This window comes from Rathayibacter sp. AY1E2, assembly GCF_002932325.1.
Taxonomy (GTDB): Bacteria; Actinomycetota; Actinomycetes; order Actinomycetales; family Microbacteriaceae; genus Rathayibacter.
The window spans coordinates 1-26,043 of sequence record NZ_PSVO01000013.1; the positions used below are offsets into that span (position 1 = coordinate 1).

Here is a 26,043-nt window from a genome sequence, read left to right on the forward strand (position 1 = left end):
CCGTCCCGCCCGACCCTCGCCCGGTCTCGATCCGCCGCTCCGCGGCTACTCGACCAGCATCTACGGGCGCTCGCCCGGTCTCGATACGCCGCCGCGCGGCTACTCGACCACCAGGAGGACACCGGCGGCCGCAGGCTCGCCCTCCGATCCGCCACCCTCTCGCCCGACCCTCCGAGGCGATCCGCGTGCGAGCGGATCGCCCTAGACGTACGCACGACGCTCTTGAGAACCCGGCCACCCTCCCCAGCCGACCGCGCCGAGCCGGGCAGGGACCGGCTCGCCACAGACACCGCGAACCGGCGATCCGCGTGTCAGCGGATCGTCGTAGCCGGACGCACGACGCTCTCACCGACCCGGCCACCCTCCCCAGCCGACCGCGCCGAGCCGGGCAGGGACCGGCTCGGAATTCAATACAGACAGTTCGGCCCCAGCAGGCTCTTCAGCTCGCCGAAGAGGTCCGGGGTTATGCGCACGGGGAACGGCACCTCGAACACGCGGGCCGTGTCGCCCTTGATGAGCTTCAGGCGCACCTCGGTCTGGCCGGAGTGGCGGATGAGCACGTCGCTGAGCTGCGAGACCGTGTCGGTGGTCGCGCGCGACTCGGGCATCGAGACGGTGAGCGGTCCCGAGTCGCCGTCCTGGCTCATCTCGGGGGCGAACAGGCTGAACGCGTGCAGGTTCATCCCGTCGTCGCGCATGCTGACGCGGCCTCTGACGACGACGATGGAGTCGTTCGTGAGCGCCGGGGCGAACTCCTGGTACGCCTTCCCCATGAACATGCAGGTGATCTCGCCGCCGAAGTCCTCGACCTGGATCATCCCGTACTGGTTGCCGGAGGCCTTGGCCATGCGGTGCTGGACGCTCGTGACGAGGCCCGCGACGACCACGGTCTCGCCGTCGGCGATCGTCTCCGAGATCAGCAGGTCGGCGATCGTGGTGCTGTAGTGCTTGGCGAGCTCGGTCTCGAGTCCGGCGAGCGGATGGTCGGACACGTAGAGCCCGAGCATGTCGCGCTCGAAGGCGAGCTTGTCGCGCTTGGCCCATTCGGGCCGCTCGGGCACCTGGATCGCGGCCTGCGGCTCGTCCCAGAGGCTGTCGAAGTCGAAGCCGACCTGGCCGTTCGCCTCGTTGCGCTTCTCCCCCACCGCCGCCTCGACGGCGTCCTCGTGCACCTCGACCAGGGCGCGGCGGGTCGAGCCGAGCGAGTCGAAGGCGCCGGCCTTGATGAGCGACTCGATGGTGCGCTTGTTGGTCACCTGCAGCGGCACCTTGCGGAGGAAGTCGTGGAACGTCTCGAAGCGCCCCTTCTCCTCGCGGGCGGCCCGGATGCCCTCGACGACGTTCATGCCGACGTTGCGGACGGCGCCGAGGCCGAAGCGGATGTCGGTGCCGACGGCGGTGAAGAAGCCGATCGACTCGTTGACGTCCGGCGGGAGCACCTTGATCCCCATCCGCCGGCACTCGTTGAGGTAGGCGGCCATCTTGTCCTTGGAGTCGCCGACGCTGGTGAGCAGCGCGGCCATGTACTCCGCGGGGTAGTGCGCCTTGAGGTACGCCGTCCAGTAGGAGACGACGCCGTACGCCGCCGAGTGCGCCTTGTTGAAGGCGTAGTCGGAGAAGGGCAGCAGGATGTCCCAGAGGGTCTTGACGGCCTCCATCGAGTAGCCGTTGGCGATCATGCCGCCCGAGAAGCCCTCGAACTGCTTGTCCAGCTCGGACTTCTTCTTCTTGCCCATCGCGCGCCGCAGCAGGTCGGCCTGCGCGAGCGTGAAGCCCGCGAGCTTCTGCGCAATCGACATGACCTGCTCCTGGTACACGATCAGGCCGTAGGTCCCTCCGAGCACCTCCGAGAGCGGCTCCTCGAGCTCCGGATGGATCGGGGTGATCTCCTGCACGCCGTTCTTCCGCAGCGCGTAGTTGGTGTGGGAGTCGGCGCCCATCGGGCCCGGCCGGTAGAGCGCGAGGACTGCGGAGATGTCCTCGAAGTTGTCGGGCTTCATCAGTCGGAGAAGGCCGCGCATCGGGCCGCCGTCGAGCTGGAACACGCCGAGCGTGTCGCCGCGGGCGAGGAGGTCGTAGGCGGCCTGGTCGTCGAGCTCGAGGTCCTCGAGCACGAGGTCCTGTCCGCGGTTGGCGCGGATGTTGTCGAGGGCGTCGTCGATGATCGTGAGGTTCCGCAGCCCCAGGAAGTCCATCTTGATCAGCCCGAGCGACTCGCACGCGGGGTAGTCGAACTGCGTGACGATCTGGCCGTCCTGCTCCCGCTTCATGATCGGGATGATGTCCAGCAGCGGATCGCTGGACATGATGACGCCGGCCGCGTGCACGCCCCACTGGCGCTTGAGGTTCTCGAGCCCGAGCGCGGTGTCGAAGACCAGCTTGGCCTGCGGGTCCTCGGCGATGACGTTGCGCACGTCGAGCGCTTCCTTGTAGCGCGCGTGGGCGGGGTCGTTGATGCCGCTGAGCGGGATGTCCTTGCCCATGATCGCGGGCGGCATGGACTTCGTCAGCTTCTCGCCCATCCCGAACGGGAAGCCGAGGACGCGCGAGGCGTCCTTGAGAGCCTGCTTCGCCTTGATGGTGCCGTAGGTGACGATCTGCGCGACGCGCTCGTCGCCGTACTTCTCGGTGACGTAGCGGATGACCTCGCCGCGGCGACGGTCGTCGAAGTCGACGTCGAAGTCGGGCATGGAGACGCGGTCGGGGTTGAGGAAGCGCTCGAAGATCAGGCCGTGGCGCAGCGGATCGAGGTCGGTGATCTTCATCGCGTAGGCCGCCATCGAGCCGGCACCGGAGCCGCGGCCGGGACCGACGCGGATCCCGTTGCGCTTGGACCAGTTGATGAAGTCGGCGACGACGAGGAAGTAGCCGGGGAAGCCCATCTGCAGGATGACGCGGGTCTCGTAGTCCGCCCGGTCGCGCACCTCCTGGGAGATGCCGTCCGGGTAGCGCTCGCGCAGTCCGGCCTCGACCTCCTTCACGAACCAGGTGTCCTCCGTCTCGCCCTCCGGCACCGGGAAGCGGGGCATGTAGTTCGCCGAGGTGTCGAACTGGACGTCGCAGCGCTCCGCGATGAGGAGCGTGTTGTCGCAGGCCTCGGGGTGGTCGCGGAAGACCTGGCGCATCTCGCGCGGCGACTTGAGGTAGAACTCGTCCGCGTCGAACTTGAAGCGCTTGGGGTCGTCGAGGGTGGTTCCCGACTGCACGCAGAGCAGCGCCGCGTGCGAGGTCGCGTCGTGCGCGTGCGTGTAGTGCAGGTCGTTGGTGGCGACCAACGGGAGGTCGAGGTCCTTCGCGAGCCGGATGACGTCGCCGATCACCCGCCGCTCGATGTCGAGGCCGTGATCCATGATCTCGGCGAAGAAGTTCTCCTTGCCGAAGATGTCGCGGTAGTCGGCGGCCGCCTGGCGGGCCTCCTTGTACTGGCCGAGGCGCAGGCGCGTGTGGACCTCGCCGCTCGGGCAGCCCGTGGTGCCGATCAGGCCCTCGGAGTACTGCGAGAGGATCTCGCGGTCCATGCGCGGCTTGAAGTAGTAGCCCTCGATCGACGCGCGCGAGGAGAGGCGGAAGAGGTTGTGCATGCCCGTCGTGGTCGAGCTGAGCAGCGTCATGTGGGTGTACGCGCCGGAGCCGGACACGTCGTCCCCTCCGCCGTCGCCCCAGCGGATGCGGGTCTTGTCGGAGCGGTGCGTCCCCGGGGTGAGGTAGGCCTCGGTGCCGATGATCGGCTTGATCCCCGCCGCCGTCGCGGTGCGCCAGAAGTCGAAGGCGCCGAACACGTTCCCGTGGTCGGTCACGGCGATGGCCGGCATGCCCTCCTCGACCGCCGCGTCGATCAGCGGCTTCACCCGCGCTGCACCGTCGAGCATCGAGTACTCGCTGTGCACGTGGAGGTGGACGAAGGAATCGTTACTCGGCAAGGATGCGCCTCCGGCGGACTGCGGGCAGGGGAGGGATGGCCGGCGACCCGGGAGGGCCCGTGGACACGGCGGGAAGAAGTCTAACCGCGCCGGACGCGGGTCCGGCCGGGAGAGCGCGGATCACTCCCCGCGCAGCACCTCGAGGGCGTGCACCAGGTCGTCGGGGTAGGACGCCTCGAACTGCACCCACTCCCCCGAGCCCGGGTGGGTGAAGCCGAGCCGGACCGCGTCGAGCCACTGGCGGGTGAGGCCGAGCCGCTTCGAGAGGGTCGGATCGGCGCCGTACATGGCGTCGCCGACGCACGGGTGGCGCTGGGCGGCCATGTGCACGCGGATCTGGTGGGTGCGGCCGGTCTCGAGGTGGATCTCGAGGAGGGAGGCGAACGGGAAGGCCTCGATCGTCTCGTAGTGGGTCACCGAGGGCTTGCCGTCGGCGCGGACCGCGAACTTCCAGTCCGAGGACGGGTGGCGGCCGAGCGGGGCGTCGATCGTCCCGGCGAGCGGGTCGGGGTGGCCCTGCACGACCGCGTGGTAGACCTTCTCGACCGTGCGGTCGTGGAACGCGCGCTTCAGGTGCGTGTAGGCGCGCTCGGACTTCGCGACGACCATGAGGCCGCTCGTGCCGGCGTCGAGCCGGTGCACGATGCCCGCGCGCTCGGCCGCACCGGAGGTCGACACGGTGAAGCCCGCGGCGGCGAGGGCGCCGAGCACCGTCGGTCCCTCCCAGCCCACGGCGGGGTGCGCGGCCACTCCGACGGGCTTGTCGATCACCACGATGTCGTCGTCGTCGTGCACGATGCCGAGGCCGGGGACCGCCATCGGCACGATCCGCGGCTCCTCGCGCGGGCTCCACTCGACGCTCAGCCAGGTGCCTGCGTGCACGCGGTCGCTCTTGTCGAGGACCCGTCCGTCGGCGCTCACTCCGCCCGCCTCGGCGACCTCGGCCGCGAAGGTGCGCGAGAAGCCGAGCAGCTTCGCGACGGCCGCGTCCACGCGGAGGCCGTCGAGCCCGTCCGGGACCGGCAGCTCTCGGGACTGCGCCATCAGCGTCCGCCGGGGCGGTCGGCGTCGCGGGCCGCCTCCTCGACGGAGGAGGCCGCTGCGGGGGCGCCCGCTCCGGGGGCGGCGGGAGCGCCGTCCTCGGACGCGACCTGTTCGTCGCGGCCCGCGCGCTCGCGGGTGCCGTCGAGGCCGACGCCCCGCACGCTCAGGAGGACGAACAGCGCCATCGCCGTGCAGATCGCGATGTCGGCGACGTTGTAGATCGCCGGGAGCAGCCACGGCGTGAAGAGGAAGTCGACGACGTGTCCGAGCCCGAAGGAGGGCTCTCGGAACAGCCGGTCGAAGAGGTTGCCGAGGGTGCCGCCGAGCAGCAGGCCGAAGAAGACGCCCCACGCGGTGGAGCGGATCCGGCGCGAGAACCAGATCACGGCGACGACGACGCACGCCGCGATGATCGAGAAGATCCAGGTCGACCCGCTCGCGAGGGAGAAGGCGGCACCCGGGTTCTTCACGTAGTGCAGGATCAGGACGTCGCCGAGGACGTGGACGTCCTCGCCCAGGGTCAGGTTCGTCGTGACCAGGAACTTCGCGGTCTGATCGATCGCGAAGACCGCTAGCGCGACGAGGCCGAGGGTGACGAGCACCCTCGGCCTGACGTCCGCTGCGGCGGGACTACGCCCCAAAGCCCGACAGCGAGGACTCCGTCGACGCCGGCTGGGTGTCGAGGTCGCGGAGCTGGCCCTCGATGTAGCTCTTCAGCTTCTGGCGGTACTCGCGCTCGAAGGTGCGCAGCTCGTCGATGCGGTGCTCGACCGTCGCGCGCTCCTCCTCGAGCTTCGCGACCTGCTGGCGCTGCTTGGCCTCGGCCTCGGCGACGATGCGGGCGGCCGTGGCACGACCCTCGGCGACGAGCGCGTCGCGCTTCTCGGCACCCTCGCGCACGTGCTCCTCGTGGAGGCGGCGGGCGAGCTGCAGGAGTCCGCTGGAGCTCTCGGCCTCGTCGACCGGAGCCGACTGCGAGGAGCTGACGGGAGCGACGACCGGTGCGGGAGCCGGGGTGGGCTCGGGCTCGGGCTGCGGCTCCGGCTCGGGTGCCTCATCGACCACCGGGGCGGGAGCAGGAGTGCTCTCGCGCGGGGCGTCGGAGACTCGGGCGTCCGAGGGGCGGCTGTCGCCGGAGGAGAGGCGCTGACGAAGCTCCTCGTTCTCCTGGTTCAGGCGGCGGAGCTCCACGACGACCTCGTCGAGGAAGTCGTCGACCTCGTCCTGGTCGTATCCCTCACGGAACTTGGTCGGCTGGAACCGCTTGTTGACAACGTCTTCGGGAGTGAGCGCCATGGCTTTCCACCTTCGATTTCAAGTAGGTACACGTTTAACAACGCGCGACTAAAGCTAGCAACTTCAGGCGCACGGCGCAGTGCTGACACCGCGGGGAACGTCCGGACGTGCCAACGATACAGGGACGGTCAGGCGCGCTGGAGCCACGTGGCGATGTACATGCCCACGATGACGCAGAGCATGGTGAGGCTCCAGCCGAAATCGAGGGCGATCGGACCGATCGAGACCGGCTTGATCAGGCGTCGGAAGAAGCCGATCGGCGGGTCCGTGACGGTGTAGACGCCCTCCGCGGCGACGAGGCCGGCACCGCGGGGGCGCCAGTCGCGTCGGATCACGCGGACGAGGTCGAGCACGAACCGCGCCCACATCGCGAAGAAGTAGAGCAGCAGCACGAAGTACAGGACGCTCCCGAGGAGCGAGACGACGGAGGTCACCGGGGGCCAGGGCTCCCCGGGATCAGGACTTCGCGAAGAACGACGCGTCGGCGTCGCTCTCGGCGGAGGCGGAGTCGCCGGCGACGGTGATGTGCGACGGCGAGAGCAGGAAGACCTTGCTCGTCACGCGCTCGATGCGGCCGTAGAGGCCCTGCGAGAGTCCGCTCGCGAAGTCGATGAGGCGGCGGGCGTCCGCATCGCTCATCTGCGAGAGGTTGATGATCACGGGGATGCCGTCGCGGAAGTTCTCCGCGATGACCTGCGCGTCGCGGTACTGCTTCGGGTGGACGGTGAGGATCTCGTTCATCTCGGCGGGTGCCGTCGCCTTCGGGGTCTGGGGGGTGGGCTTGCGGAGCGGGGTGACCGTCGCGCGGGGCTGCTGCACCGGCTCGACGGGAGGGACGGGCTGCACCGGGGAGACCGGTGCTCGGTGGGCCGTCGCCGGGGCCGCCTCGACGGGCTCTGCGCGCTCGTACTCGACCTCTTCGTCGGCGAGTCCGAGGTAGACCATCGTCTTCTTCAGCGGGTTGGCCATGGGGTGTCCTCCGTGTCGTGTGTGCTCCCACAGGTGGGTCACCACGAGGTTAGGTGCGGGCGGGGCGTTCTCCGGTGATTGCCGATCCGATTCGCAGGTGTGTCGCACCCTCCGCGATCGCCTCGGCGAAGTCGTTCGACATGCCCGCCGAGATCGCCGCGGCGGAGGGCTCGACGGCGCGCACGCGGTCGGAGATGGACCGGAGCCGGGCGAACGCCGGACGGGGCTCCTCGTCCAGCGGGGCGACCGCCATCACGCCGCGCAGCGTGAGGCCGGGCGCCCCGGCGAGAGCCTCGGCGAGGGGCTCGACGTCGGCGGGCGACGCTCCCCCGCGGTCGGGATCCTCGGTGAGGTTGACCTGCAGGAACACGTCGAGCGGCTCCTCCCCCGCCTCCAGCAGCGGGACGAGCGCGAGCCGGTCGACGGAGTGGACCGCGTCGGCGTAGCGGCGCACCTGGCGCGCCTTCTTGCTCTGGAGCTGCCCGATGAAGTGCCAGCGCGCAGCGGTCCCCGCCAGCTCGGCCGACTTCTCCTGCGCCTCCTGGTGCCGGTTCTCGCCGAAGTCGACGACGCCCAGCTCGAGGAGGTCGCGGAGCAGCGACACGGGGTGGAACTTGGTCACCACGATGGTCGTGACCGAGGACGCCTCGCGACCGGCCGAGCGGGTCGCGTCGGCGACCCGCTCGGAGACCTCGGCCCAGCGCGCGGCCAGCTCCGGATCCGGCACGACTACTTGAGGAAGTCGGGGATGTCCAGGTCGCTGTCGTCGTCGTCGAAGGACGGGTCGGCGACAGGGGCCGGGGCGGCGACGGGGGTGCTCGACCAGATCGAGCCGGCCGCAGGGGCGGCTGCGGGCGCCGGGACGGGCTCGGCGGCCGACTCGCTCGCCGAGCTCTGCTGCTGGCGCGGCTGGGCGATCGCGGCCTGAGCGGTCCCGCCCGGCTCTCCGCCGTCGAAGCCCGCGGCGATGACGGTGACGCGCACCTCGTCGCCGAGCGTGTCGTCGATCACGGCACCGAAGATGATGTTCGCCTCGGCGTGCACCGCCTCCTGGACGAGGCGCGCCGCGTCGTTGATCTCGAAGATGCCGAGGTTCGAGCCGCCCTGGATCGAGAGGAGCACGCCGTGCGCGCCGTCGATGCTGGCCTCGAGCAGCGGTGAGGCGACGGCCAGCTCGGCCGCCTTGATCGCGCGATCGGCGCCGCGCGACGAGCCGATGCCCATCAGCGCCGAGCCCGCGCCCTGCATGACCGACTTCACGTCGGCGAAGTCGAGGTTGATCAGGCCGGGCGTGGTGATCAGGTCGGTGATGCCCTGGACGCCGGCGAGGAGCACCTGGTCGGCGGTCGCGAAGGCCTCGAGCATCGAGATGCCGCGGTCGCTGATCTCGAGCAGGCGGTCGTTCGGAACGACGATGAGCGTGTCGACCTCGTTCTTCAGCGTCGCGACGCCGGCCTCGGCCTGCGTCTGCCGACGGCGTCCCTCGAACCCGAAGGGCTTGGTCACGACGCCGATGGTGAGGGCGCCGATCGACTTGGCGATCCGCGCGACGACGGGCGCGCCGCCTGTGCCGGTGCCGCCGCCCTCGCCCGCGGTGACGAAGACCATGTCGGCCCCCGCGAGGACCTCCTCGATCTCCTCGGCGTGGTCCTCGGCGGCGCGGCGGCCGACCTCGGGGTCGGCGCCGGCGCCGAGTCCGCGGGTCAGCTCGCGGCCCACGTCGAGCTTGACGTCGGCGTCGCTGAGCAGGAGCGCCTGGGCGTCCGTGTTGATCGCGATGAATTCGACACCGCGCAGGCCGAGCTCGATCATGCGGTTGACGGCGTTGACGCCGCCACCGCCGATGCCGACGACCTTGATCACGGCGAGGTAGTTCTGGTTTGAAGTCACGTCTCCGGCCTCCGGGCTGAACCTTAAACCTGTAGTTGAGGCTTAAAGTTATGCTGAGTATGCATTTGGGGTTCGGCTCCGACGGTAGGCGGAGTCCGGTCGCGCTCCCAGCAGACACGCCCGCAACGCTCGAAAGAACGCGCGGATCCGCCGCCGGTCAGGGCCGGGGCGCCACGACGGCGGCCTGGGGCGAGGACACGTCGTAGGTGCCGACGACGGCGGGGTCGGTCGCGGCCATCAGCTTCTCGAGCACGACGGCTTTGAGCGCCGACTCGTCCGACCCGCCCCAGACGACTTCCGTGCCGTTCTGCAGGGTGAGCGAGACGTCGTCGCCGGTCGTGGCGGTGGCGGCCGTCACCTGCGGAGCGAGCGACGCGGGCAGGGAGCGCAGCACCCGCGCGGTCGCGCGGAAGCCGGCTCCCGAGGCGTCGCCGGACGCGGTGGTGAGGACCGGGTAGCCGGGCTGCGCCGAGTCCGCCGTCTCGATGACGACTCCGGCCGCGTCCACGAGCTCGAAGCGGCCCCCCGCCGCGATCACGCCGAGGGGCGTGCGCTCGACGATCGACACCACGAGGGTGCTCGGCGGCCGGGTCTGCACCGAGTAGCTCTGGATGAGCGGGGACGCGCCCAGCACGCGGCCGACCTCGTCCCGGTCCACGAGGGTGAGCGGGACGCCGAGCTGGTCGTCGAGCTCGCTCTGCAGGGCGGCGGCGTCGACGCGCTGGGTGCCCGAGATCTCGATCGTGCGCACGGCCATGAGCGGCGAGAAGGCCGCGACTCCGACGATCAGGGCGAGGGCGACGAGCGACCCGGCCACGACCAGGGCGATCAGGCGGCGCCGACGCGCGCGCTTCGTGAAGCGGCGGACCTCCCCCCGCTCGTAGCGCCTCCGCTCGCGGGCGGCCCGGGAGACGGCCCGGTTCTCGGCACCGGGCAGACGCAGGCCCGAGAGGGTGCGGCGGACCGCGCCTGCGCGCGACGGAGTGCGCTCGGCCGGCTCCGGGTCCACGCGGATCGCGGTGACGATCCGGATCGGCTCGGTGTCCGGCTCCGGCTCGCCGCCGCGCGCGGGGACGCTCCGACCGCGCGCCGGAGGGCGTCCGCCGTCGGGCCGCTTCACGGCCGCTCCCCCGCTTCGGGCGCGAGGACCGCGGTCATCGTGCGACCGGCGCGGCCTCGCTCGCGCCGAGCGACTCGAGCACCTGCGGGATGATCCGGTAGACGTCGCCGCAGCCGAGGGTGATGACGAAGTCGCCCTCGCGCGCGATGCCGGCCGTGAGGCGGGCCGCCTCCGCCCAGTCCGGGACGAACGAGACGTGCGACGGGTCGGCGAACTTCTCGCTGACCAGCGCTCCGGTCACTCCGGGCTCCGGATCCTCGCGCGCCCCGTAGACGTCGAGGACGATCGTCTCGTCGGCGTAGCGCTCGAGCGTCTCGGCGAACTCGCGGGCGAAGAGGCGGGTGCGGCTGTAGAGGTGCGGCTGGTGCACGGCGATGATGCGGCCCTCGCCGACCACGGTGCGCGCGGCGGAGAGGGCGGCGGCCACCTCGGTGGGGTGGTGGGCGTAGTCGTCGTAGACGCTGACTCCGCGGACCGCTCCGTGCAGCTCGAAGCGGCGCTCCGTGCCTCCGAACGCCGACACGGCCTCGAGCGAGGCGGCCGGATCGAAGCCCAGGCCCACCAGCACTGCGAACGCGCCGGCCGCGTTGATCGCGTTGTGCCGGCCGGGGATGCGGAGGCGGGCCGAGTAGCGCCTGCCCTCGTACTCGACCGAGAAGCCGACGGGGCCGACGAGGTCGAGGTCGACGACGCGGACGTCCGCCCCCTCGGCCTCGCCGAAGGTCAGCACCCGTCCGCCGTCCAGCCGCTCGGTGACGCGGACGGCGCCGGGGTCGTCGGAGGAGATGACGACGAGCTCGCTCGCGGAGGAGGCGAAGGTGACGAAGGCCTCCTCGAACGCCTCCAGTGATCCGTAGTGGTCGAGGTGGTCCGGGTCGACGTTCGTGATGAGGGCGACCGCGGTGTCGTACAGGAGGAAGCTGCCGTCCGACTCGTCGGCCTCGACGACGAAGACCTCGCCGGAGCCGGCGGCGGAGGAGGTGCCGAGGCTCTCGATGATGCCGCCGTTGACGAAGCTGGGGTCGGCGTCGACGCCGAGGAGGCCGGTGACGATCATCCCGGTCGACGTGGTCTTGCCGTGCGCTCCGGCGACCGCGACCAGGCGCTTGCCGCGCACCAGCCAGGCGAGGGCCTGCGAGCGGTGCAGCACGGGCAGGCCGCGCTCCTTCGCGAGCAGGTACTCCGGATTGTCAGGCCACAGGGCGGAGGTGACGACGACCGCCTCGGCGTCCCCGAGGTTCGCCGCGTCGTGGCCGATGGCGACCGGGACGCCGAGCTCCCGCAGCTGCTCGATGGGGTGGGACTCGCGGACGTCCGACCCGGTGACGCGGTGCCCGGCGTGGTGGAACAGCCGGGCGATCCCGCTCATCCCGGAGCCGCCGATGCCGATGAAGTGGACCGAGCCGAGCTCGTCGGGGACGGTGATGCCGAGGTCGGGCTTGATCACGGGGCTCTCGCTTTCGGGTGGGTCGCGGCGGGCGGGAGGGGCCTCCCGCGGTGCGCCGGATCAGTGTAGACGGTGGGCGGGAGTGCTCTCACGAGCCGCGCGGAGCGGGCTCAGCGCGGAGCGGAGAGGGTCGACTCGATCAGGTCGACGAGCCGCCCGGAGCCGTCGCGGACTCCCACGCGGGCGGCCCGGCGCGCCATCTCGTCGCGACGGGCGGTGTCGCCCAGGAGCGGTACGAGCTCCCGCTGGACCCAGCCGGGGAGGAAGGCGGCGTCCTCGACGAGGACCGCTCCCCCGGCGTCGACGACGCCGCGCGCGTTGTAGCGCTGCTCGCCGTTGCCGACCGGGTACGGGACGTAGACCGCGGGCAGGCCGAGGGCTGTCAGCTCGCTGACCGTCGCTGCCCCCGCGCGGGAGACGGCCACGTCCGCGGCGGACAGCGCGAGGTCCATCCGGTCGCAGTAGGCGAGGAGGTGGTAGCCGGCCACCCCCGGGTCCGTGATCTCGGCGCGGTCGCCCGTGATGTGGAGGACCTGGAAGCCGGTGGCGACGAGATCCCGGGCGGCGGCGTGCACCGTCGCGTTGATCCGTCGAGCGCCGAGGGAGCCGCCGGTGACCAGGAGGGTCTGCCGGGACGGGTCGAGGCCCAGCGCCGCCATCGCCTCGTCGCGGCGCGCGGCCCGGTCGAGCTCGGCGATCTCGCGGCGCAGCGGCATGCCGACCACCCGCGCGTGCGGCAGGGGCGTGCCCTCGAAGGCCACGCCGACCGAGCGGGTCGCGCGCGCGCCGAGGCGGTTGGCGAGCCCGGGGCGCGCGTTGGCCTCGTGGACGGTGAAGGGGACGCCGGCGCGGCGGGCCGCCAGGTAGGCGGGTGCTGCCGCGTACCCTCCGAAGCCGACCACCGCGTCGATCCGCCGGTCGCGGATCGTCCGGACGATGCCGGCGATGGTCGCGCGGAAGGCTCCGGGGAACCGCAGCGCCGCCGCGTTCGGGCGGCGCGGGAACGGCAGCCGCGGGATCACCGAGAGCTCGTAGCCGCGGAGGGGGACGAGGCGCGCCTCGAGCCCCTCGGCGGTGCCGAGCACGAGCACCTCGTCGCGCGGGTTCCGCCTGCGGATCTCGTCGGCCGTCGCGAGCAGCGGATTGACGTGGCCGGCGGTGCCGCCGCCGGCGAGCAGGTAGCGGGTCACTCCGCCGCCGCCTTCCTGCGGCGCAGCACGCCAGCGCCGGGCAGGGGCGCGGTCTGGGTGCGGGCGAAGGAGAGGACGACGCCGATGGCGAGGAGCGAGCTGAGCAGGGCGGTGCCTCCGGAGGAGATCAGCGGCAGCGGGACCCCCAGCACCGGGAGCACCCCCAGGACGACGCCGATGTTGACGAACGCTTGGCCGATCAGCCAGACCATGATCGCGCCGGTGCTGATCCGCACGAACGGATCGGAGGACGCGTGGATGACGCGGAAGAAGGCGACAGCGAGAACCACGAACAGCGCCAGGACGACGATCGCTCCGATCAGCCCGAGCTCTTCGCCGATGATGGCGAAGATGTAGTCGTTGTCCGCGGCGGGCAGCCAGGACCACTTGGCCTTGGAGTTGCCGAGGCCCACGCCGAAGATCCCGCCGGAGGCCATCGCCCAGGTCCCGTGCACCGGCTGCCAGCACGAGTTCTGGTACTCCTCGACGTTGGAGCAGTCGCCGAGGAAGGACATGATCCGGGTGAGGCGGTTGTCGCTGGAGACGGCGAACAGCACCGCTCCGATCGCGCCGACCACCACGATCGGCACGAGGACCTTCATCTGGACGTTCGCGTAGAAGAGCGCGGCGAGGACGATGCCCGCCATGATCACGACCGTGCCCAGGTCGCCTCCGATGAGGACCAGTCCGATCGCTGCGCCGCCGACGATCAGGACGGGGATGAGCGCGTCCTTCCAGTCCTTCGGCGACCGGTAGCGGCGGGCGAGCAGGAGCCCCAGCCAGAGGGCGAGCGCGAGCTTGATGATCTCGGAGGGCTGCATGCTGAAGGCGCCGAGGCGGATCCAGTTGCGGTTCCCGCCGACGGAGTCGCCGAGCGGCGTGAAGAGCACGAGGCACTGGAGGACGCAGCCGGCGATGAGCAGGATCGGCGTCACGCGCTTCCACACGCCGAGGGGCAGCCGCGAGACCACCAGCATCATCGGGATCCCGAGGAGGGCGAATCCGCCCTGGCGCAGGAAGCCGCCGAAGGAGTCGTCGCTCGACACGTAGGAGGTGACCGACGAGGAGGAGAGCACCATCGTCAGTCCGAACAGCACCAGGAAGAGCGTGGTGCCGAAGAGGAGGTAGAAGTTCGGCGAGTGGGACGCGAAGACCTTCGACAGGACGATCCGCGCGGAGCGGGCCCCGCTCCGGTCCTTCCCGCGCGGCTCAGTGCGCGAGCGGCCCGCGGGGCGGCTCGTCGTCGGAGCGGTCATCGGCTCCCCCTCCCAGGTGTGTCGCCACGGCGGCCGCGAAGGAGCGGCCCCGAGCCGCGTAGTCGAGGAACTGGTCCATCGAGGCCGCGGCAGGTGCGAGCAGGACGACGTCCCCCGAGCGGGCGAGCGTCGCGGCGGCCTCGACGGCCGCCTGCATCACCGCACCAGTGTCGTCCGGCACCGCCTCGCTCACGGGGAGGGCGGGCGCGTGTCGCCGGAATGCCGCGAGCAGCGCCGAGCGGTCGGCGCCGATCACCACGGCGCCCCGCAGGCGGCCGACGTGCGCGGCCACGAGGGCGTCCACGTCGACGCCCTTGAGCAGCCCGCCGACGACCCAGACGACCGACGGGTACGCGCGCAGCGAGGCGTCGGCGGCGTGCGGGTTCGTGGCCTTGGAGTCGTTCACCCAGGTCACCCCGTCGTGCTCGGCGACGACCTGGATGCGGTGGGCGTCGAGCTCGAAGGACGCCAGCGCGGTGCGGACGGCCGTGACCTCGATCCCGCACGCTCGGGAGAGCGCTGCCGCGGCGAGCACGTTCTGGACGATGTGCGGAGCGGCGAGGTTCCGTGCGGCGAGCTCGTCCACGGTGGTGATCTCGAGGGCACTGGTGCGGCGGTCCTCGAGGAAGGCGCGGTCGCAGAGGATGCCGTCGACGATCCCGAAGTCGCTCGGGCCGGGCACGCCGAGGCCGAACCCGATCGCCCGGGCGCCCTCCACCACCTCGGCGTCGAGCACCATCTGCTCGGTCGCCGCGTCGGCGCGGTTGTACACGCAGGCGACGCGGGTGCCGGCGTAGACCTTGCCCTTGGCCGCGCGGTAGGCGTCGAACGAGCCATGCCAGTCGAGGTGGTCGTCGGCGATGTTGAGGCACGCGCTCGCGATCGGCTCGATCGCGCCCAGGTAGTGCAGCTGGTAGCTCGAGAGCTCCACGACGAGGACGTCGAAGCCCTGCGGGTCGCGGACCGCGTCGAGCACGGGCACGCCGATGTTGCCGCAGGGGGCGGCGCGGAGGCCGCCGGCCACGAGCATCGTCGCCGTGAGCTGGACGGTCGTGGTCTTCCCGTTGGTGCCGGTGACGGCCACCCAGTCGGCCGGAGTGCCGTCGGCGCGCACGACCTTGTCGCGGACACGCCAGGCGAGCTCGACGTCGCCCCACACGGGGATCCCGGACTCCGCCGCCCACACGAGGATCGGGTGCGTCGGCCGGAAGCCGGGCGACACCACGACCAGCTCCGGTGCGAACGCGTGCAGCTCCTCCGGAGCGGAGTCGAGGCGGTCGGCCCGGTGCAGGCGGGCGCCGATCACCTCGAGCAGGCGCTCGCGCTCCTCATCGGCGCGGTCGGCGAGGACCAGCACCTCGGAGCCGAGCTCGGTCAGGGTGTCGGCCACCGAGAACCCGGTGACGCCCAGGCCCAGTACGGCGACGCGCAGGCCGCGCCAGTCCGAGTGCCAGCTGCGGAGGGAGTCGGGACGGGCGGGATCGGTCATGCCAGCGACAGCCATTCCAGGTAGAAGAGCCCGACTCCGGCGGCGACGAAGATGCCGGCGATAATCCAGAACCGGACCACGACCGTGATCTCGGCCCAGCCCTTGAGCTCGAAGTGGTGGTGGAGCGGGCTCATCAGGAAGATGCGCTTGCCCCGGGTCAGCTTGAAGTAGATCCGCTGGAGGATGACCGAGCCGGTCACGATGACGAACAGGCCGCCGATGAGGATGACCAGCAGCTCGGTGCGGGTGAGGATCGCCAGGGCCGCGAGCGCGCCGCCGAGGCCGAGCGAGCCGGTGTCGCCCATGAAGATCTGCGCCGGCGAGGTGTTCCACCAGAGGAAGCCCACCAGGGCACCGGAGACGGCCGCCGCGATGATGGCCAGGTCGAACGGGTCGCTCACCTGGTAGCACTTGTCGACGACCTCGGGGTTGAGGTGCTGGTCGAAGCACCACTGGTTCGACTGCCAGAACCCGATGATGACGTAGGAGCCGATCGCGAGGATCGAGGACCCGGTCGCGAGTCCGTCGAGCCCGTCGGCGACGTTCACGCCGTTCGACGTGCTGGTGACGATGATGCAGATCCACAGCACGAACAGGCCGATGCCGATCCAGCCGAGGGAGGCGAAGTCGAACGGCAGGTCGCGGATGAACGAGATCGAGGTCGACGCGGGGGTGAGCCCGTTGGAGTCGCGGACCATGATCGCGATCACCGCGAAGGCCGCGGCGACGATGACCTGGCCGGCGATCTTCGCCCAGCCGCCGAGGCCGAGGCTGCGCTGGTTGCGGGTCTTCAGGAAGTCGTCGACGAAGCCGACGAGTCCGAGCCCGACCATCATGAAGAGCACCAGCAGGGCCGACGGCGCGATCGCCCGGTTGCCGAACAGCATCCCGAGGAAGTAGCCGACCACGGTGCCGATGATGATGACGATGCCGCCCATCGTCGCCGTGCCGTGCTTGACGTGGTGCGACTTCGGTCCGTCCTCGCGGATGAACTGGCCCCACTGCAGGCGGTGGAAGAGGCGGATGAACAGGGGCGTCATCAGGAGCGTGAAGGCTCCCGAGAACGCGCCGGACAGGAGGAGTGCCCTCATCGGTGACGCTCCCCGAGACGGTCGGCGAGGAAGCGCAGCCCCGCGGAGTTGGACGACTTGACCAGCACGGTGTCGCCGGGTCGCAGGTAGTCCTCGAGGAGGTCGAACGCCTCGTCGGAGGTCTCCGCGAAGACGGACTCGCCGCTCCACGATCCCTCGCGCTCGGCCGCGACGTGGATCCGGCGGGCGCCTCGGCCCACCACCACGATCTGGGAGATGTTGAGGCGGACGGCCAGCAGGCCCACGCGCTCGTGCTCCTCGTCGGCCCACTCGCCGAGCTCGCTCATCTCTCCCAGGACGGCGACGGTGCGCCCCCCGGGCTTCGCGATCTGGGCGAGGGTGCGCAGGGCGGCCGCGGTGGAGTCGGGACTCGCGTTGTACGCGTCGTTGATGACGCGGACGTCCTCGCCGCCCAGGACCTCCATGCGGCCGCGCTCGGCGAGGGTGACGGTCGCGAGAGCCTCGACGATCGCGGGCAGCGCCACTCCGACAGAGAGCGCGGCGGCGGTCGCCGCGAGGGCGTTCATCACGTGGTGCTCGCCGAGGACGCGCAGCAGGAGCTCGGCGCGAGCGGCCTCGCGGCCCTCCCCCGCCGAGACCTCGATGGCGAAGCGGGTGCCGTCGGCGGTCGCGTCGATGTCGACGGCGCGGACGTCCGCGCTCTCGCCGCGGCCGAACCAGAGGACCCGGGCGGCGGTGCGGCCCGCCATCGAGGCGACCCGGCCGTCGTCGGCGTTCAGCACGGCGACGTCGTCGGCGGTGAGGTCGGCGACCATCTCCGTCTTGGCCTCGAGCGTGCGCTCGATCCCGCCGAACTCGCCGGCGTGCGCGAGGCCCACGGCGAGGACGACGCCGACGTCGGGCCTGGCCATCCGGACGAGGCGGCGGATCTCGCCGACCGCGCTCGCGCCCATCTCGGCGACGAGGAAGCGCGTCGACTCGGACACCTGGAGCATCGTGATCGGCGCGCCGACCTCGTTGTTGAAGGATCCGCGCGGAGCGACCGTCTCGCCGACCCGCTCGAGGACGGTGCGGAGGAGGTTCTTGGTCGTCGTCTTGCCGTTCGAGCCGGTGACGCCGATGACGGTGAGCCCGCCCTTCGCGCGGACGCGGCGGACGACCTCGGTCGCCAGTGCGCCGAGCGCCTCGACGGAGTCGTCGACGAGGACCTGCGGCACGTCGAGGTCGAGGGGGCGCTCCACGATGAGGAGCGCGCCACCGCGCTCGAGCGCGGCGGGAGCGAAGAGGTGGCCGTCGGTGTACTCGCCGCGCTTGGCGACGAAGATGCCGCCGGGCGCGATCTCGCGGGAGTCGGTCTCGGTCGCTCCGTCGATCACGGTGGCGGCCGTGGCGGACGAGCCGGCCAGGTGGAGGCGTCCGGAGACGGCCTCGGCGATCTCGGTGAGGGTGAGGGCGATCATCTACAGCCAGCCCGCCTCGCGCAGCGCGTGACGGACGTCGTCTCTGGCCGAATACGGCATGTGCACTCCTGCGATCTCCTGGTGGTCCTCGTGGCCGGGCCCGGCGTAGAGGATCGAGTCCCCTTCGCGCGCGAGGGCGACGGCGGCGCGCACGGCGGCGCGCGGGTCGGCGATCTCGTGGATCTCCCGGTCGGGCACGGCGGCCCGGGCGCCCTGGAGGAGCGCGGCGCGGATGGCGGCCGGATCCTCCCAGCGCGGGTGGAAGTCGGTGACGACCACGACGTCGGCGAGGCGGGCGGCGATGGCGCCCATGTCGCTCCGCTTGGTCGTGTCGCGGTCCCCGTCCGCCCCGAACACCATGAACAGGCGGCCGGGCGTGATGGTCCGCAGCGCCTCGAGCGCGTTCTGGAACGCGTCGGGGGTGTGGCCGTAGTCGACGTAGACGCGCGGTCCGCGCTCCCCCGAGACGAGCTCGGCGCGGCCCGGGATGTAGACGTCGAGACGGCTGTCCTCGAGCGCGTGCGCGACGGCGTCCAGGTCGAAGCCCGACTCCACCAGCATCACGATCGCCAGCGCCGCGTTGGACGCCATGTACCAGCCGATCAGCGAGACGGTGACGACGACGGAGCGGTTCTCGGGCCCCTCCAGGCGGAAGGTGGTGCTGTCGGGCGTCGCGTCCAGCACCGTCATCGACCAGTCGGCGGGCGTCGTCGGGGCGACTCCGACGACCGGCGAGCCGGCGAGCGTCGCGACGGGGATGCGGCTGCGCTCGGCGAGCTCGCGCCCCCAGGCGCTGTCGACCGTGACGACGCCGCGGCGTGCGCGCTCCGGCTCGAAGAGGTCGGCCTTGGCCTCGAAGTACTCGCGCAGATCGGAGTAGTCGTCGAGGTGGTCGTGGCTGAGGTTCGTGAAGCCGACGACGTCGAAGACGAGGCCGTCGATCCGGTGCCGCGTGAGCGCCTGCGCCGACACCTCGATGGAGACCGCGCGGACGGCGGACTCGCGCATCCGCGCGAGCAGGCCGTGCAGCTCGCTCGCCTCGGGAGTGGTCAGCGAGCTGACCACGGCGACGTCGCCGATCCGGCGCTCGGCGGTGGAGCTGAGGCCGGAGACGACTCCGAGCCGGCGCAGCAGCGCGTCGAGGATGTAGACGACGCTCGTCTTGCCGTTGGTCCCCGTCACGCCGAAGAGCGTCGGGACGTCCTCGCGGGTGCGGTGGATCCACGCGGCGACGTCGCCGAGGGCGGCCCGCGGGTCGGGGGTCACCAGCACGGGCAGGCCGCTGTCGGCGGCGAGCTCCGCTCCGGCCGGGTCGGTCAGCACGGCGACGGCTCCGGACGCCGCGGCGGCCGACGCGAAGGCCGCGCCATGGGCACGGCGTCCTGCGACACCGACGTAGAGGTCTCCGGACTCGACCTGGTTCGAGTCCAGCGTGACTCCGCTCACCTCGACGCCCTCGAGGCCGCGGACCGGGCCGAGGGAGAACTCGGCCACGAGCTGCGAGAGACTCCGCGGCACGGGGTGCTCGGGGCGGAGGGAGGACTGCGGGCGAGGGTCGTGCACTGCCCGCTCTTTCTCTCGTTCTGGTGCGTGGATCGTGGTCCGGCCGGGGCTCACCACGTCGTGGGGTACTCGACGGGCGGCACCGTGGACGGCTCCACCCGGTTGGTCTTGAGCACCTGGGTCATGACCTGCTGGAAGACGGGAGCCGTCGCCTGGGACGTGTTCATCTTAACCGGATCGGCGATGGTGACGGTCACGACGTACTCCGGGTCCTCCGCCGGCGCGAGCCCGGCGAGCGAGACGGTGTAGCTCTTCGAGTAGCCGCCCTTCCCGTCGGGCTGCTGCGCGGTACCGGTCTTGGTGGCGATGTTGTAGCCGTCGACATGGATGTCGTTCGCCAGCCAGCCCTCGTTGTAGTGGGTCTGCAGCATGTCGACGACCTGCTTCGCGGCCGAGCTCGACACCACCTGGGTGCCCGTCGCATCGGGGACGTCCACGACGGAGCCGTCGGCCGTGGTGCAGCCGTCGATCAGCTGCGACGGGAGCCGCACTCCGCCGTTGCCGAGTGTCTGGTAGATGCTCGCGACCTGCACCGCGGTCGCCGAGACGCCCTGGCCGAACATCGTCGTGTAGTTCGTCTGGTTGTCCCAGTCCTGGTAGTCGGCGAGCAGGCCGCCCTCCTCGCCGGGGAAGCCGCTCGTGGTGGGCGTGCCGAGACCGAACTTCTGCAGGTAGTCGTAGCGGGTCTGGGCCGACAGGCGGGAGCCGAGCATCGAGATGCCGACGTTCGACGAGTCCTTGAGGATGCCGGTCAGCGTGTAGTTCGTCGGGGTGTGCGCGAAGTCGTCGCTGAACGAGGCGCCGTCCTTCTCGAAGGAGTCCGGGACGACGACCTGGGTCGTCGGGCCCGCCTGGCCCTGGTCGATCAGCATCGCGGCCGTCATCGGCTTGAAGGTCGAGCCCGGCTCGAACGGCGCGCGGAAGGCGCGCGAGCTGCGGTCGGCGGAGGCGCTCGCCTCGACGTTGTTGGGGTCGACGGTCGGCGTCTCGGCCACGGCGAGCAGCTTGCCGGTCTTGACCTCCTGCACCACGACGATCCCGTAGCTGCCGCCGACCTCGGCGACGCGCTGCGAGAGGACCTGCTGGGAGTAGTACTGGAGGTCGGAGTCGATGGTGAGCTTCAGCGTCCCGCCGTCGACGGCCGGGGTCTCCGAGACGGTGCTGCCCGGGATCCGGACGTAGTCGGCGCTGCGCTCGTAGCTCTCGGACCCGTTCTGCCCCACGAGGCAGGTGTTCTCCGCGTACTCCATGCCCTCCTGGGCCGCTCCGTCCGCCCCGACGTAGCCGACGAGGTTGCCGGCCACCGCGCCGTTGGGGTAGCTGCGTCCCTGCTCTGTCTCGAAGTAGGTCCACGGGATGTCGAGCGCGACGAGCTTCTGGTAGGCCTCGAGGTCGAGCCCCTCCGAGAGGATCAGGTAGTTGGCCTTCGCGTCCTTCGCGAGCGCGGCGTCCACCGCTCCGGTGATCTGCTCGACCGACTGCCCGGTGATCGCTCCGATCTCGGAGGCGGCCTGCTGCACGCTGACCATGACCTTCTGGTCCTCGCCCAGCTCGCGCGGGAACTCGGCCACGTTCTTCGGCGAGGTCGTCAGCCGGTAGCGCGTGGTGGTGTCCGCGAGCACCGTCCCGGAGCGGTCCACGATGGGGCCGCGCTGACCGTAGGTGACGACGCTGTTCGACTGGTTCTGGGCGGCCGCATCGGTGAGCTCGTTCGCCCGCACGATCTGGATGTCCACCAGCTTACCGATGAAGAGTCCGACGACGGCGACGATGATGACGAACGTGACGGCCGTGCGGCGTCTGCTCGAGCGGTGGTGTCTCACTGCGGCGGTGTCCTTCTTGCTCCGGGCGGGCGGGCCGCCGTTCGTCGGGTCCGGATGGTCGTCGTGCGCCCCGCGGGGCGGGTGCCCGCGCGGAGGCGGACCGCGACGCCGTGCGTCAGTGCGTGATGGGCGCGGGCAGCTCGCCCTGCAACGGTACGGCCGCACCATCGACAGCCAGGGAGGACGCGCTCGCGCCGGGCTGGAGAGCCGGGACGAGGGCGTTGGGCACGAGCGGCGCGGAGGCGGTGCCCGCGACTTCGCTCGACGCGGCGGAGGAGGGGTCGCCCAGCACGGCGCCGTCCGAGAGGCGGAGGTAGACCGGCGCGGTGTTGGCGACCATGCCCAGGCCCTGAGCGGCGGTGGCGAGGTTCTGCGGCGAGCTCAGCGTGTCGACGGCGTCCTGCTTCTCCGCGTTGCTGCGGGTGAGCGACTTCTGCTCGGTCTGCAGCGCCGAGATCTGGTAGGCCCCCTGCGAGAGGCCGACGCTCACCAGGAGCTGGACGACGATGATCGCGAAGAGGCCGGCGACGGCGACGATCCCGTAGACGAGCTTCGGGCGCGACTGCGCCTGACCGGCCGGGACGGCCTCGATGCGGGGGCGGGGTGCCTCCTCCTCGGGGCGTGCTCGGCGGGCGGTGTCGATGACGGCGGGGTCGATGACGGCGGTGGCGCTCATGCGGTGCTCCTGATCCTCTCGGCCGCGCGCAGACGCACGGGTGTCGCTCGGGGGTTGCGGGCCTTCTCGTCGTCGGAGGCGAGCTCGGCTCCGCGGATGACGAGTCGGAACTCGGGTCGGTGCTCCGGCAGCTCCATCGGGAGGCCGGCCGGGGCGGTGGAGGAGGACGCGGCCTGGAGCGCGCGCTTGACGATCCGGTCCTCGAGCGACTGGTACGCCTCGACGACGATCCGCCCGCCCTCGTTGATCCGGCCCAGGGCGGCGGGGATCGCCCGCTCGAGGACGGACAGCTCCTGGTTGACCTCGATCCGCAGCGCCTGGAAGACGCGCTTGGCGGGGTGGCCGTTCCGCTGGATCGCGACCGGGGTCGCCGCCTGGATGATCTCGACGAGACGGCCGGAGCGCTCCAGCGGAGCCTCGCGGCGGGCCTCCACGATCTTCTTGGCGTAGCGCGCGGCGAGGCGCTCCTCGCCGTACTCGTGGAAGATGCGGCGCAGGGCGGTCTCGTCGTAGTCGGCGAGGATGCTCGCCGCCGTGAGCGGGGCGGTCGAGTCCATCCGCATGTCCAGCGGCGCGTCCTTGGAGTAGGAGAAGCCGCGCTCGGTCTCGTCGAGCTGGAGCGAGGAGACGCCGAGGTCGAAGAGCGCACCGTCGATCGTGTCGATGCCCAGCTCGTCGAGCACGTCGGGCAGCTCGTCGTAGACGGCGTGCACGAGGTCGATCCGGGAGCCGTGGGCGGAGAGCCGCTCCCCCGCGAGCTGCAGCGCCTCGGGGTCGCGGTCCAGGCCCACGAGGTGCAGGCCGGGGAAGCGCTCGAGCAGCGCGAGCGAGTGCCCGCCCATGCCGAGCGTCGCGTCGACGACGACCGCCCCGTCGCGCTCCAGCGCCGGAGCGAGGAGCTCGACGCAGCGCTCGAGCAGCACCGGGAGGTGCCGCTCCTCGGTCGGGCGCGGAGCGTCCTTCGGAGTGTTCTCTGCCATGGCGGTCCCGCCGTTCCCGTTCCTGTCGTCCGATCCCCATCCACCTCGCGTCCGGACACCGGGGAAGGTGCGTCCGGGCGCCGAGTGGCTGGGAGTCGCGCGACAGGACCTAGAACAGGCCGGGGATCACCTCCTCCTGGGTGTCGGAGAACACGGACTCCTGCTCCTGCAGGTAGGTCTCCCAGGCGCCCTGCGCCCAGATCTCGGCGCGGTTGCCCGCTCCGATGACGGTGAGGTCGCGGTCGAGGCCCGCGTACGCACGCAGCGGAGCCGGGAGAGTCACGCGGTTCTGCTTGTCCGGCGTCTCGGCGCTCGCGCCCGAGAGGAACACCCGGAGGAAGTCCCGCGCCTGCTTGCTGGTCACCGGCGCCTGCCGGATCTTCCCGTGCATCACCTCGAACTCGGCCTGGCTGAACACGTACAGGCACCGCTCCTGGCCGCGCGTGACGACGACTCCGGAGGAGAGCTCGTCGCGGAACTTGGCGGGGAGGATCACGCGGCCCTTCTCGTCGAGCTTGGGGGAATAGGTGCCGAGGAACACGGACTGCCCCCCACTTCTTCCGGCCAAGGATGGTGTGTCCTCCACAGTACTCCACTTCCCCCCACTCACAACCCCGGCGCGGCGCGGGGCTCGCCGGAGAGGCCCCGGTCATCCGCGTGTTTCCGCGGAATCACGACAGTGGGGCGAAGTGGAGGGGGAAGGCCGCGGGAGGGAGGTCGCGGGCACGAAAAAAGGGCCGATCCGTGAGGATCGACCCTGTGGTGGAGCGGAGGGGGGCTAGCCGCGCCCGTCTCCGCGGTTGTCCCACCTGTCGTTCAGACGGTCCATGAAGCCGGACCCCTGGCGGTTGCCCGAGCGGGGCTTCGACGGACGGCCGACGTCGGGCAGGCCGGGCTCGGAGGAGCCGCCGACTGCCGGGCGCATGGCCACGATGACGCCGCCGAGCATGAAGGCGAACCCGAGGATGCCGACGAGGGGCTGGCGCACGACCACTCCCGCGACGAGCACGGCGAGACCGAGGATGCCGAGCAGGATGCCGAGCACGAGGGCCCGGTAGTTGGTGCCGCCGCGCCCCTTGCCGACCGCCGCCACGAAATCGGCGTCGTTCTGGTAGAGGTTCCGCTCCATCTCATCGAGGAGCCGTTGCTCGTGTTCCGAAAGCGGCATCGTGACCCCTTCAGGGTGCGGCGTCGACCCTTTCGGGGATCGGCACCGGAATAGGCGGCGTCTGGGCTCGACCGGTCGGGCGGCGCTTCAGTGTAGACCGAGCCCGACGCAGGCACCAGGCACCTTCGGTGCATAGGCTGGTCGGGTGAACCACAGCTCTCGACTGGTCGATCGCGTCCAGCTCCGAATCGATGAATTCCTCACCGGGCGCACGCCAATTCTGCGCTCCATAGGAGAGGACGTCTCCGCCCTCGGCGACCTTTCGCGGGACTTTCTCAGCGGGGGCAAGCGGTTCCGTGCGCGCTTCTGCGAGGCGGGCTGGAACGCCGTGTCGAGCACCCCGAGCGAGGCCCATCCGAGCGGCTCCGATCCGATCGCGAGGGTGGGCGCCGGGCTGGAGCTGTTCCACGCCGCCGCCCTCGTCCACGACGACGTGATCGACAACTCCGACACCCGCCGCGGCGCTCCCGCGGCCCACCGGCGCTTCTCCTCCTTCCACGCCGACGGCGGCTGGACCGGCGACCGCGACGAGTTCGGCCGCTCCTCCGCGATCCTCCTCGGCGACCTCCTCCTGGTCTGGTCGGACGAGATCTTCGCCGCGGCGGAGTGGTCGCTCGGGGATCGAGTCGCAGCCGAGCGCGCGCGCGCGGAGTTCAACCTGATGCGCACCGAGGTCACGCTGGGCCAGTACCTCGACATCCTCGAGGAGAGCGCGTGGGTGCAGCACCCCGAGCACGAGCACCTGCAGCGGGCGGAGCGGGTGGTGGTCTACAAGAGCGCGAAGTACAGCATCGAGGCGCCGCTGGTGATCGGCGGCTCCCTCGCCGGCGGCGACGACGCTCAGCTGGACGCCCTGCGCCGCTTCGGGCTCCCGGTCGGGATCGCCTTCCAGCTGCGCGACGACGTCCTCGGAGTCTTCGGCGACCCGGCAGTGACGGGCAAGCCGGCCGGCGACGATCTGCGGGAGGGCAAGCGCACCGTGCTGCTCGGCCTCGCCCGCGGCGCGTGCTCGCCGGGCGAGCGGGCCGAGCTCGACGCGGTCGTGGGCCGGAACGACGCCGACGCGGCGTCCATCGCGCGGGCGCAGGAGATCATCGCGGGCAGCGGCGCCCTCGAGCGGCTCGAGGAGCGCATCGACCAGGAGGTGGCCGCGGCGATCGCGGTCCTCCCCGACGCGCCGCTCCGCACGGAGGGCGTGGCGGAGCTGCGCGAGCTGGCCGCCCAGGTCACGGTCCGCACCTCCTAGGAGCGGACCGGCGGGATCAGGCCAGGGCCTGGGCGACCCGCCGGACCTCGGCCTTGCGGCCGGCGCGGAGGGCGACGATCGGGCTCGTGCCCAGGCTCTCCTCGACCGTCAGCATCCAGTCGACCGCCTCGTCGTCGGTGAAGCCGGAGTCGGCGAGCAGGATCGCGGTGCCGCGGATCTCGCTCATCGGCTCCCCGTCGCGGAGGAAGAGGGCGGGGACCTTCAGCACGCCGTCGCGGCGGGTGCCGAGCAGGTGGCGCTCCTCGAGGAGGCGGCGGACCCGGCCGGCGCCGAGCCCGGTCAGCTCCACGAGGTCGGGGACGGTCAGCCACTCGAGCTCGGAATCGGTCGAGGTGGCGGGGGCAGCGGACGAGTCGGTCACGCGTCAAGACTGCCACGAGCCCGGAGGGCCGCCAACTGCGGGCGCCGCGGAGAAGGAGCCGAGCCCGTCCTG

The 26,043-nt window shown here is 71.4% G+C and carries 23 protein-coding genes; 1 reads left to right on the top strand and 22 read right to left on the bottom strand.

The genetic code is table 11. The features are described 5' to 3' along the window. Positions 1 to 407: 407 nt before the first annotated feature. From dnaE to C5C49_RS10735, 21 genes are all read right to left on the bottom strand, one after another. Positions 408 to 3,869: a DNA polymerase III subunit alpha gene (gene dnaE / locus C5C49_RS10635; protein WP_374953850.1), complete on the bottom strand. Its 3,462-nt coding sequence runs from the start codon at positions 3,867 to 3,869 to the stop codon at positions 408 to 410. A 171-nt stretch (positions 3,870 to 4,040) separates the two neighbouring features. Next, a complete protein-coding gene (locus C5C49_RS10640) occupies positions 4,041 to 4,964 on the bottom strand; it encodes an RluA family pseudouridine synthase (RefSeq protein ID WP_104233341.1) in 924 nt (307 codons plus the stop codon). After that, positions 4,964 to 5,566: a signal peptidase II gene (gene lspA, locus C5C49_RS10645; protein WP_104239385.1), complete on the bottom strand. Its 603-nt coding sequence runs from the start codon at positions 5,564 to 5,566 to the stop codon at positions 4,964 to 4,966. The genes C5C49_RS10640 and lspA overlap by 1 nt, the downstream gene beginning before the upstream one ends. 28 nt (positions 5,567 to 5,594) lie before the next feature. Beyond that, positions 5,595 to 6,260: a DivIVA domain-containing protein gene (locus tag C5C49_RS10650; protein WP_104222600.1), complete on the bottom strand. Its 666-nt coding sequence runs from the start codon at positions 6,258 to 6,260 to the stop codon at positions 5,595 to 5,597. Between the two features lie 128 nt (positions 6,261 to 6,388). Beyond that, complete coding sequence (locus C5C49_RS10655) at positions 6,389 to 6,694, bottom strand: YggT family protein (protein ID WP_258059242.1); 306 nt, start codon at positions 6,692 to 6,694, stop codon at positions 6,389 to 6,391. A 22-nt stretch (positions 6,695 to 6,716) separates the two neighbouring features. Further along, entirely contained in the window at positions 6,717 to 7,229 is a 513-nt protein-coding gene (locus C5C49_RS10660; RefSeq protein ID WP_104222599.1) for a cell division protein SepF, read from the bottom strand. 49 nt (positions 7,230 to 7,278) lie between these two features. Next, the gene (locus C5C49_RS10665) at positions 7,279 to 7,956 is read right to left on the bottom strand and encodes a YggS family pyridoxal phosphate-dependent enzyme (RefSeq protein ID WP_104346142.1); all 678 of its coding nucleotides are present in this window, start codon (positions 7,954 to 7,956) and stop codon (positions 7,279 to 7,281) included. Positions 7,957 to 7,958: 2 nt separating this feature from the next. Further along, positions 7,959 to 9,119, bottom strand: a complete 1,161-nt coding sequence (ftsZ, locus tag C5C49_RS10670) for a cell division protein FtsZ (protein ID WP_104222597.1) — start codon at positions 9,117 to 9,119, stop codon at positions 7,959 to 7,961. Positions 9,120 to 9,276: 157 nt separating this feature from the next. Continuing rightward, a complete protein-coding gene (locus tag C5C49_RS10675; RefSeq protein WP_104346143.1) occupies positions 9,277 to 10,239 on the bottom strand; it encodes a cell division protein FtsQ/DivIB in 963 nt (320 codons plus the stop codon). A 34-nt stretch (positions 10,240 to 10,273) separates the two neighbouring features. Then, on the bottom strand, positions 10,274 to 11,686 hold the full coding sequence (gene murC / locus C5C49_RS10680) for a UDP-N-acetylmuramate--L-alanine ligase (protein WP_104233346.1): 1,413 nt from the start codon (positions 11,684 to 11,686) through the stop codon (positions 10,274 to 10,276). A gap of 110 nt (positions 11,687 to 11,796) precedes the next feature. Next, complete coding sequence (gene murG / locus C5C49_RS10685; RefSeq protein ID WP_104273472.1) at positions 11,797 to 12,876, bottom strand: undecaprenyldiphospho-muramoylpentapeptide beta-N-acetylglucosaminyltransferase; 1,080 nt, start codon at positions 12,874 to 12,876, stop codon at positions 11,797 to 11,799. After that, entirely contained in the window at positions 12,873 to 14,132 is a 1,260-nt protein-coding gene (ftsW, locus tag C5C49_RS10690) for a putative lipid II flippase FtsW (RefSeq protein WP_104222593.1), read from the bottom strand. The genes murG and ftsW overlap by 4 nt, the downstream gene beginning before the upstream one ends. Next, positions 14,086 to 15,621, bottom strand: a complete 1,536-nt coding sequence (gene murD / locus C5C49_RS10695) for a UDP-N-acetylmuramoyl-L-alanine--D-glutamate ligase (RefSeq protein ID WP_104225371.1) — start codon at positions 15,619 to 15,621, stop codon at positions 14,086 to 14,088. The genes ftsW and murD overlap by 47 nt, the downstream gene beginning before the upstream one ends. Then, a complete protein-coding gene (gene mraY, locus C5C49_RS10700) occupies positions 15,618 to 16,712 on the bottom strand; it encodes a phospho-N-acetylmuramoyl-pentapeptide-transferase (RefSeq protein WP_104222591.1) in 1,095 nt (364 codons plus the stop codon). Before mraY ends, murD begins: the two co-directional genes overlap by 4 nt. Next, positions 16,709 to 18,133, bottom strand: coding sequence for a UDP-N-acetylmuramoyl-tripeptide--D-alanyl-D-alanine ligase (gene murF, locus C5C49_RS10705; protein ID WP_104346144.1), 1,425 nt, complete (start codon positions 18,131 to 18,133; stop codon positions 16,709 to 16,711). Before murF ends, mraY begins: the two co-directional genes overlap by 4 nt. Continuing rightward, on the bottom strand, positions 18,134 to 19,696 hold the full coding sequence (locus C5C49_RS10710; RefSeq protein ID WP_104238697.1) for a Mur ligase family protein: 1,563 nt from the start codon (positions 19,694 to 19,696) through the stop codon (positions 18,134 to 18,136). 50 nt (positions 19,697 to 19,746) lie between these two features. Beyond that, positions 19,747 to 21,519 (bottom strand): penicillin-binding protein 2, encoded by a 1,773-nt coding sequence (locus tag C5C49_RS10715; protein WP_258068443.1) that lies wholly within the window; start codon positions 21,517 to 21,519, stop codon positions 19,747 to 19,749. 115 nt (positions 21,520 to 21,634) lie between these two features. After that, the gene (locus C5C49_RS10720) at positions 21,635 to 22,195 is read right to left on the bottom strand and encodes a hypothetical protein (protein ID WP_104328914.1); all 561 of its coding nucleotides are present in this window, start codon (positions 22,193 to 22,195) and stop codon (positions 21,635 to 21,637) included. Then, positions 22,192 to 23,175 carry a 16S rRNA (cytosine(1402)-N(4))-methyltransferase RsmH gene (gene rsmH / locus C5C49_RS10725; protein ID WP_104346146.1) on the bottom strand — a complete coding sequence of 328 codons (984 nt, stop codon included), beginning with the start codon at positions 23,173 to 23,175 and terminating at the stop codon, positions 22,192 to 22,194. Before rsmH ends, C5C49_RS10720 begins: the two co-directional genes overlap by 4 nt. Before the next feature lie 109 nt (positions 23,176 to 23,284). Next, positions 23,285 to 23,716 (bottom strand): division/cell wall cluster transcriptional repressor MraZ, encoded by a 432-nt coding sequence (gene mraZ / locus C5C49_RS10730; protein ID WP_104346147.1) that lies wholly within the window; start codon positions 23,714 to 23,716, stop codon positions 23,285 to 23,287. A gap of 237 nt (positions 23,717 to 23,953) precedes the next feature. Next, positions 23,954 to 24,343, bottom strand: coding sequence for a DUF3040 domain-containing protein (locus C5C49_RS10735; protein WP_104346148.1), 390 nt, complete (start codon positions 24,341 to 24,343; stop codon positions 23,954 to 23,956). A 145-nt stretch (positions 24,344 to 24,488) separates the two neighbouring features. On the opposite strand from C5C49_RS10735, the gene C5C49_RS10740 reads away from it, so the two are divergent. Beyond that, positions 24,489 to 25,589, top strand: a complete 1,101-nt coding sequence (locus C5C49_RS10740; protein ID WP_104346149.1) for a polyprenyl synthetase family protein — start codon at positions 24,489 to 24,491, stop codon at positions 25,587 to 25,589. 16 nt (positions 25,590 to 25,605) lie between these two features. On the opposite strand, the gene C5C49_RS10745 is transcribed toward C5C49_RS10740, so the two are convergent. After that, positions 25,606 to 25,971 (bottom strand): Rv2175c family DNA-binding protein, encoded by a 366-nt coding sequence (locus tag C5C49_RS10745; RefSeq protein ID WP_104238694.1) that lies wholly within the window; start codon positions 25,969 to 25,971, stop codon positions 25,606 to 25,608. Positions 25,972 to 26,043 lie beyond the last annotated feature (72 nt).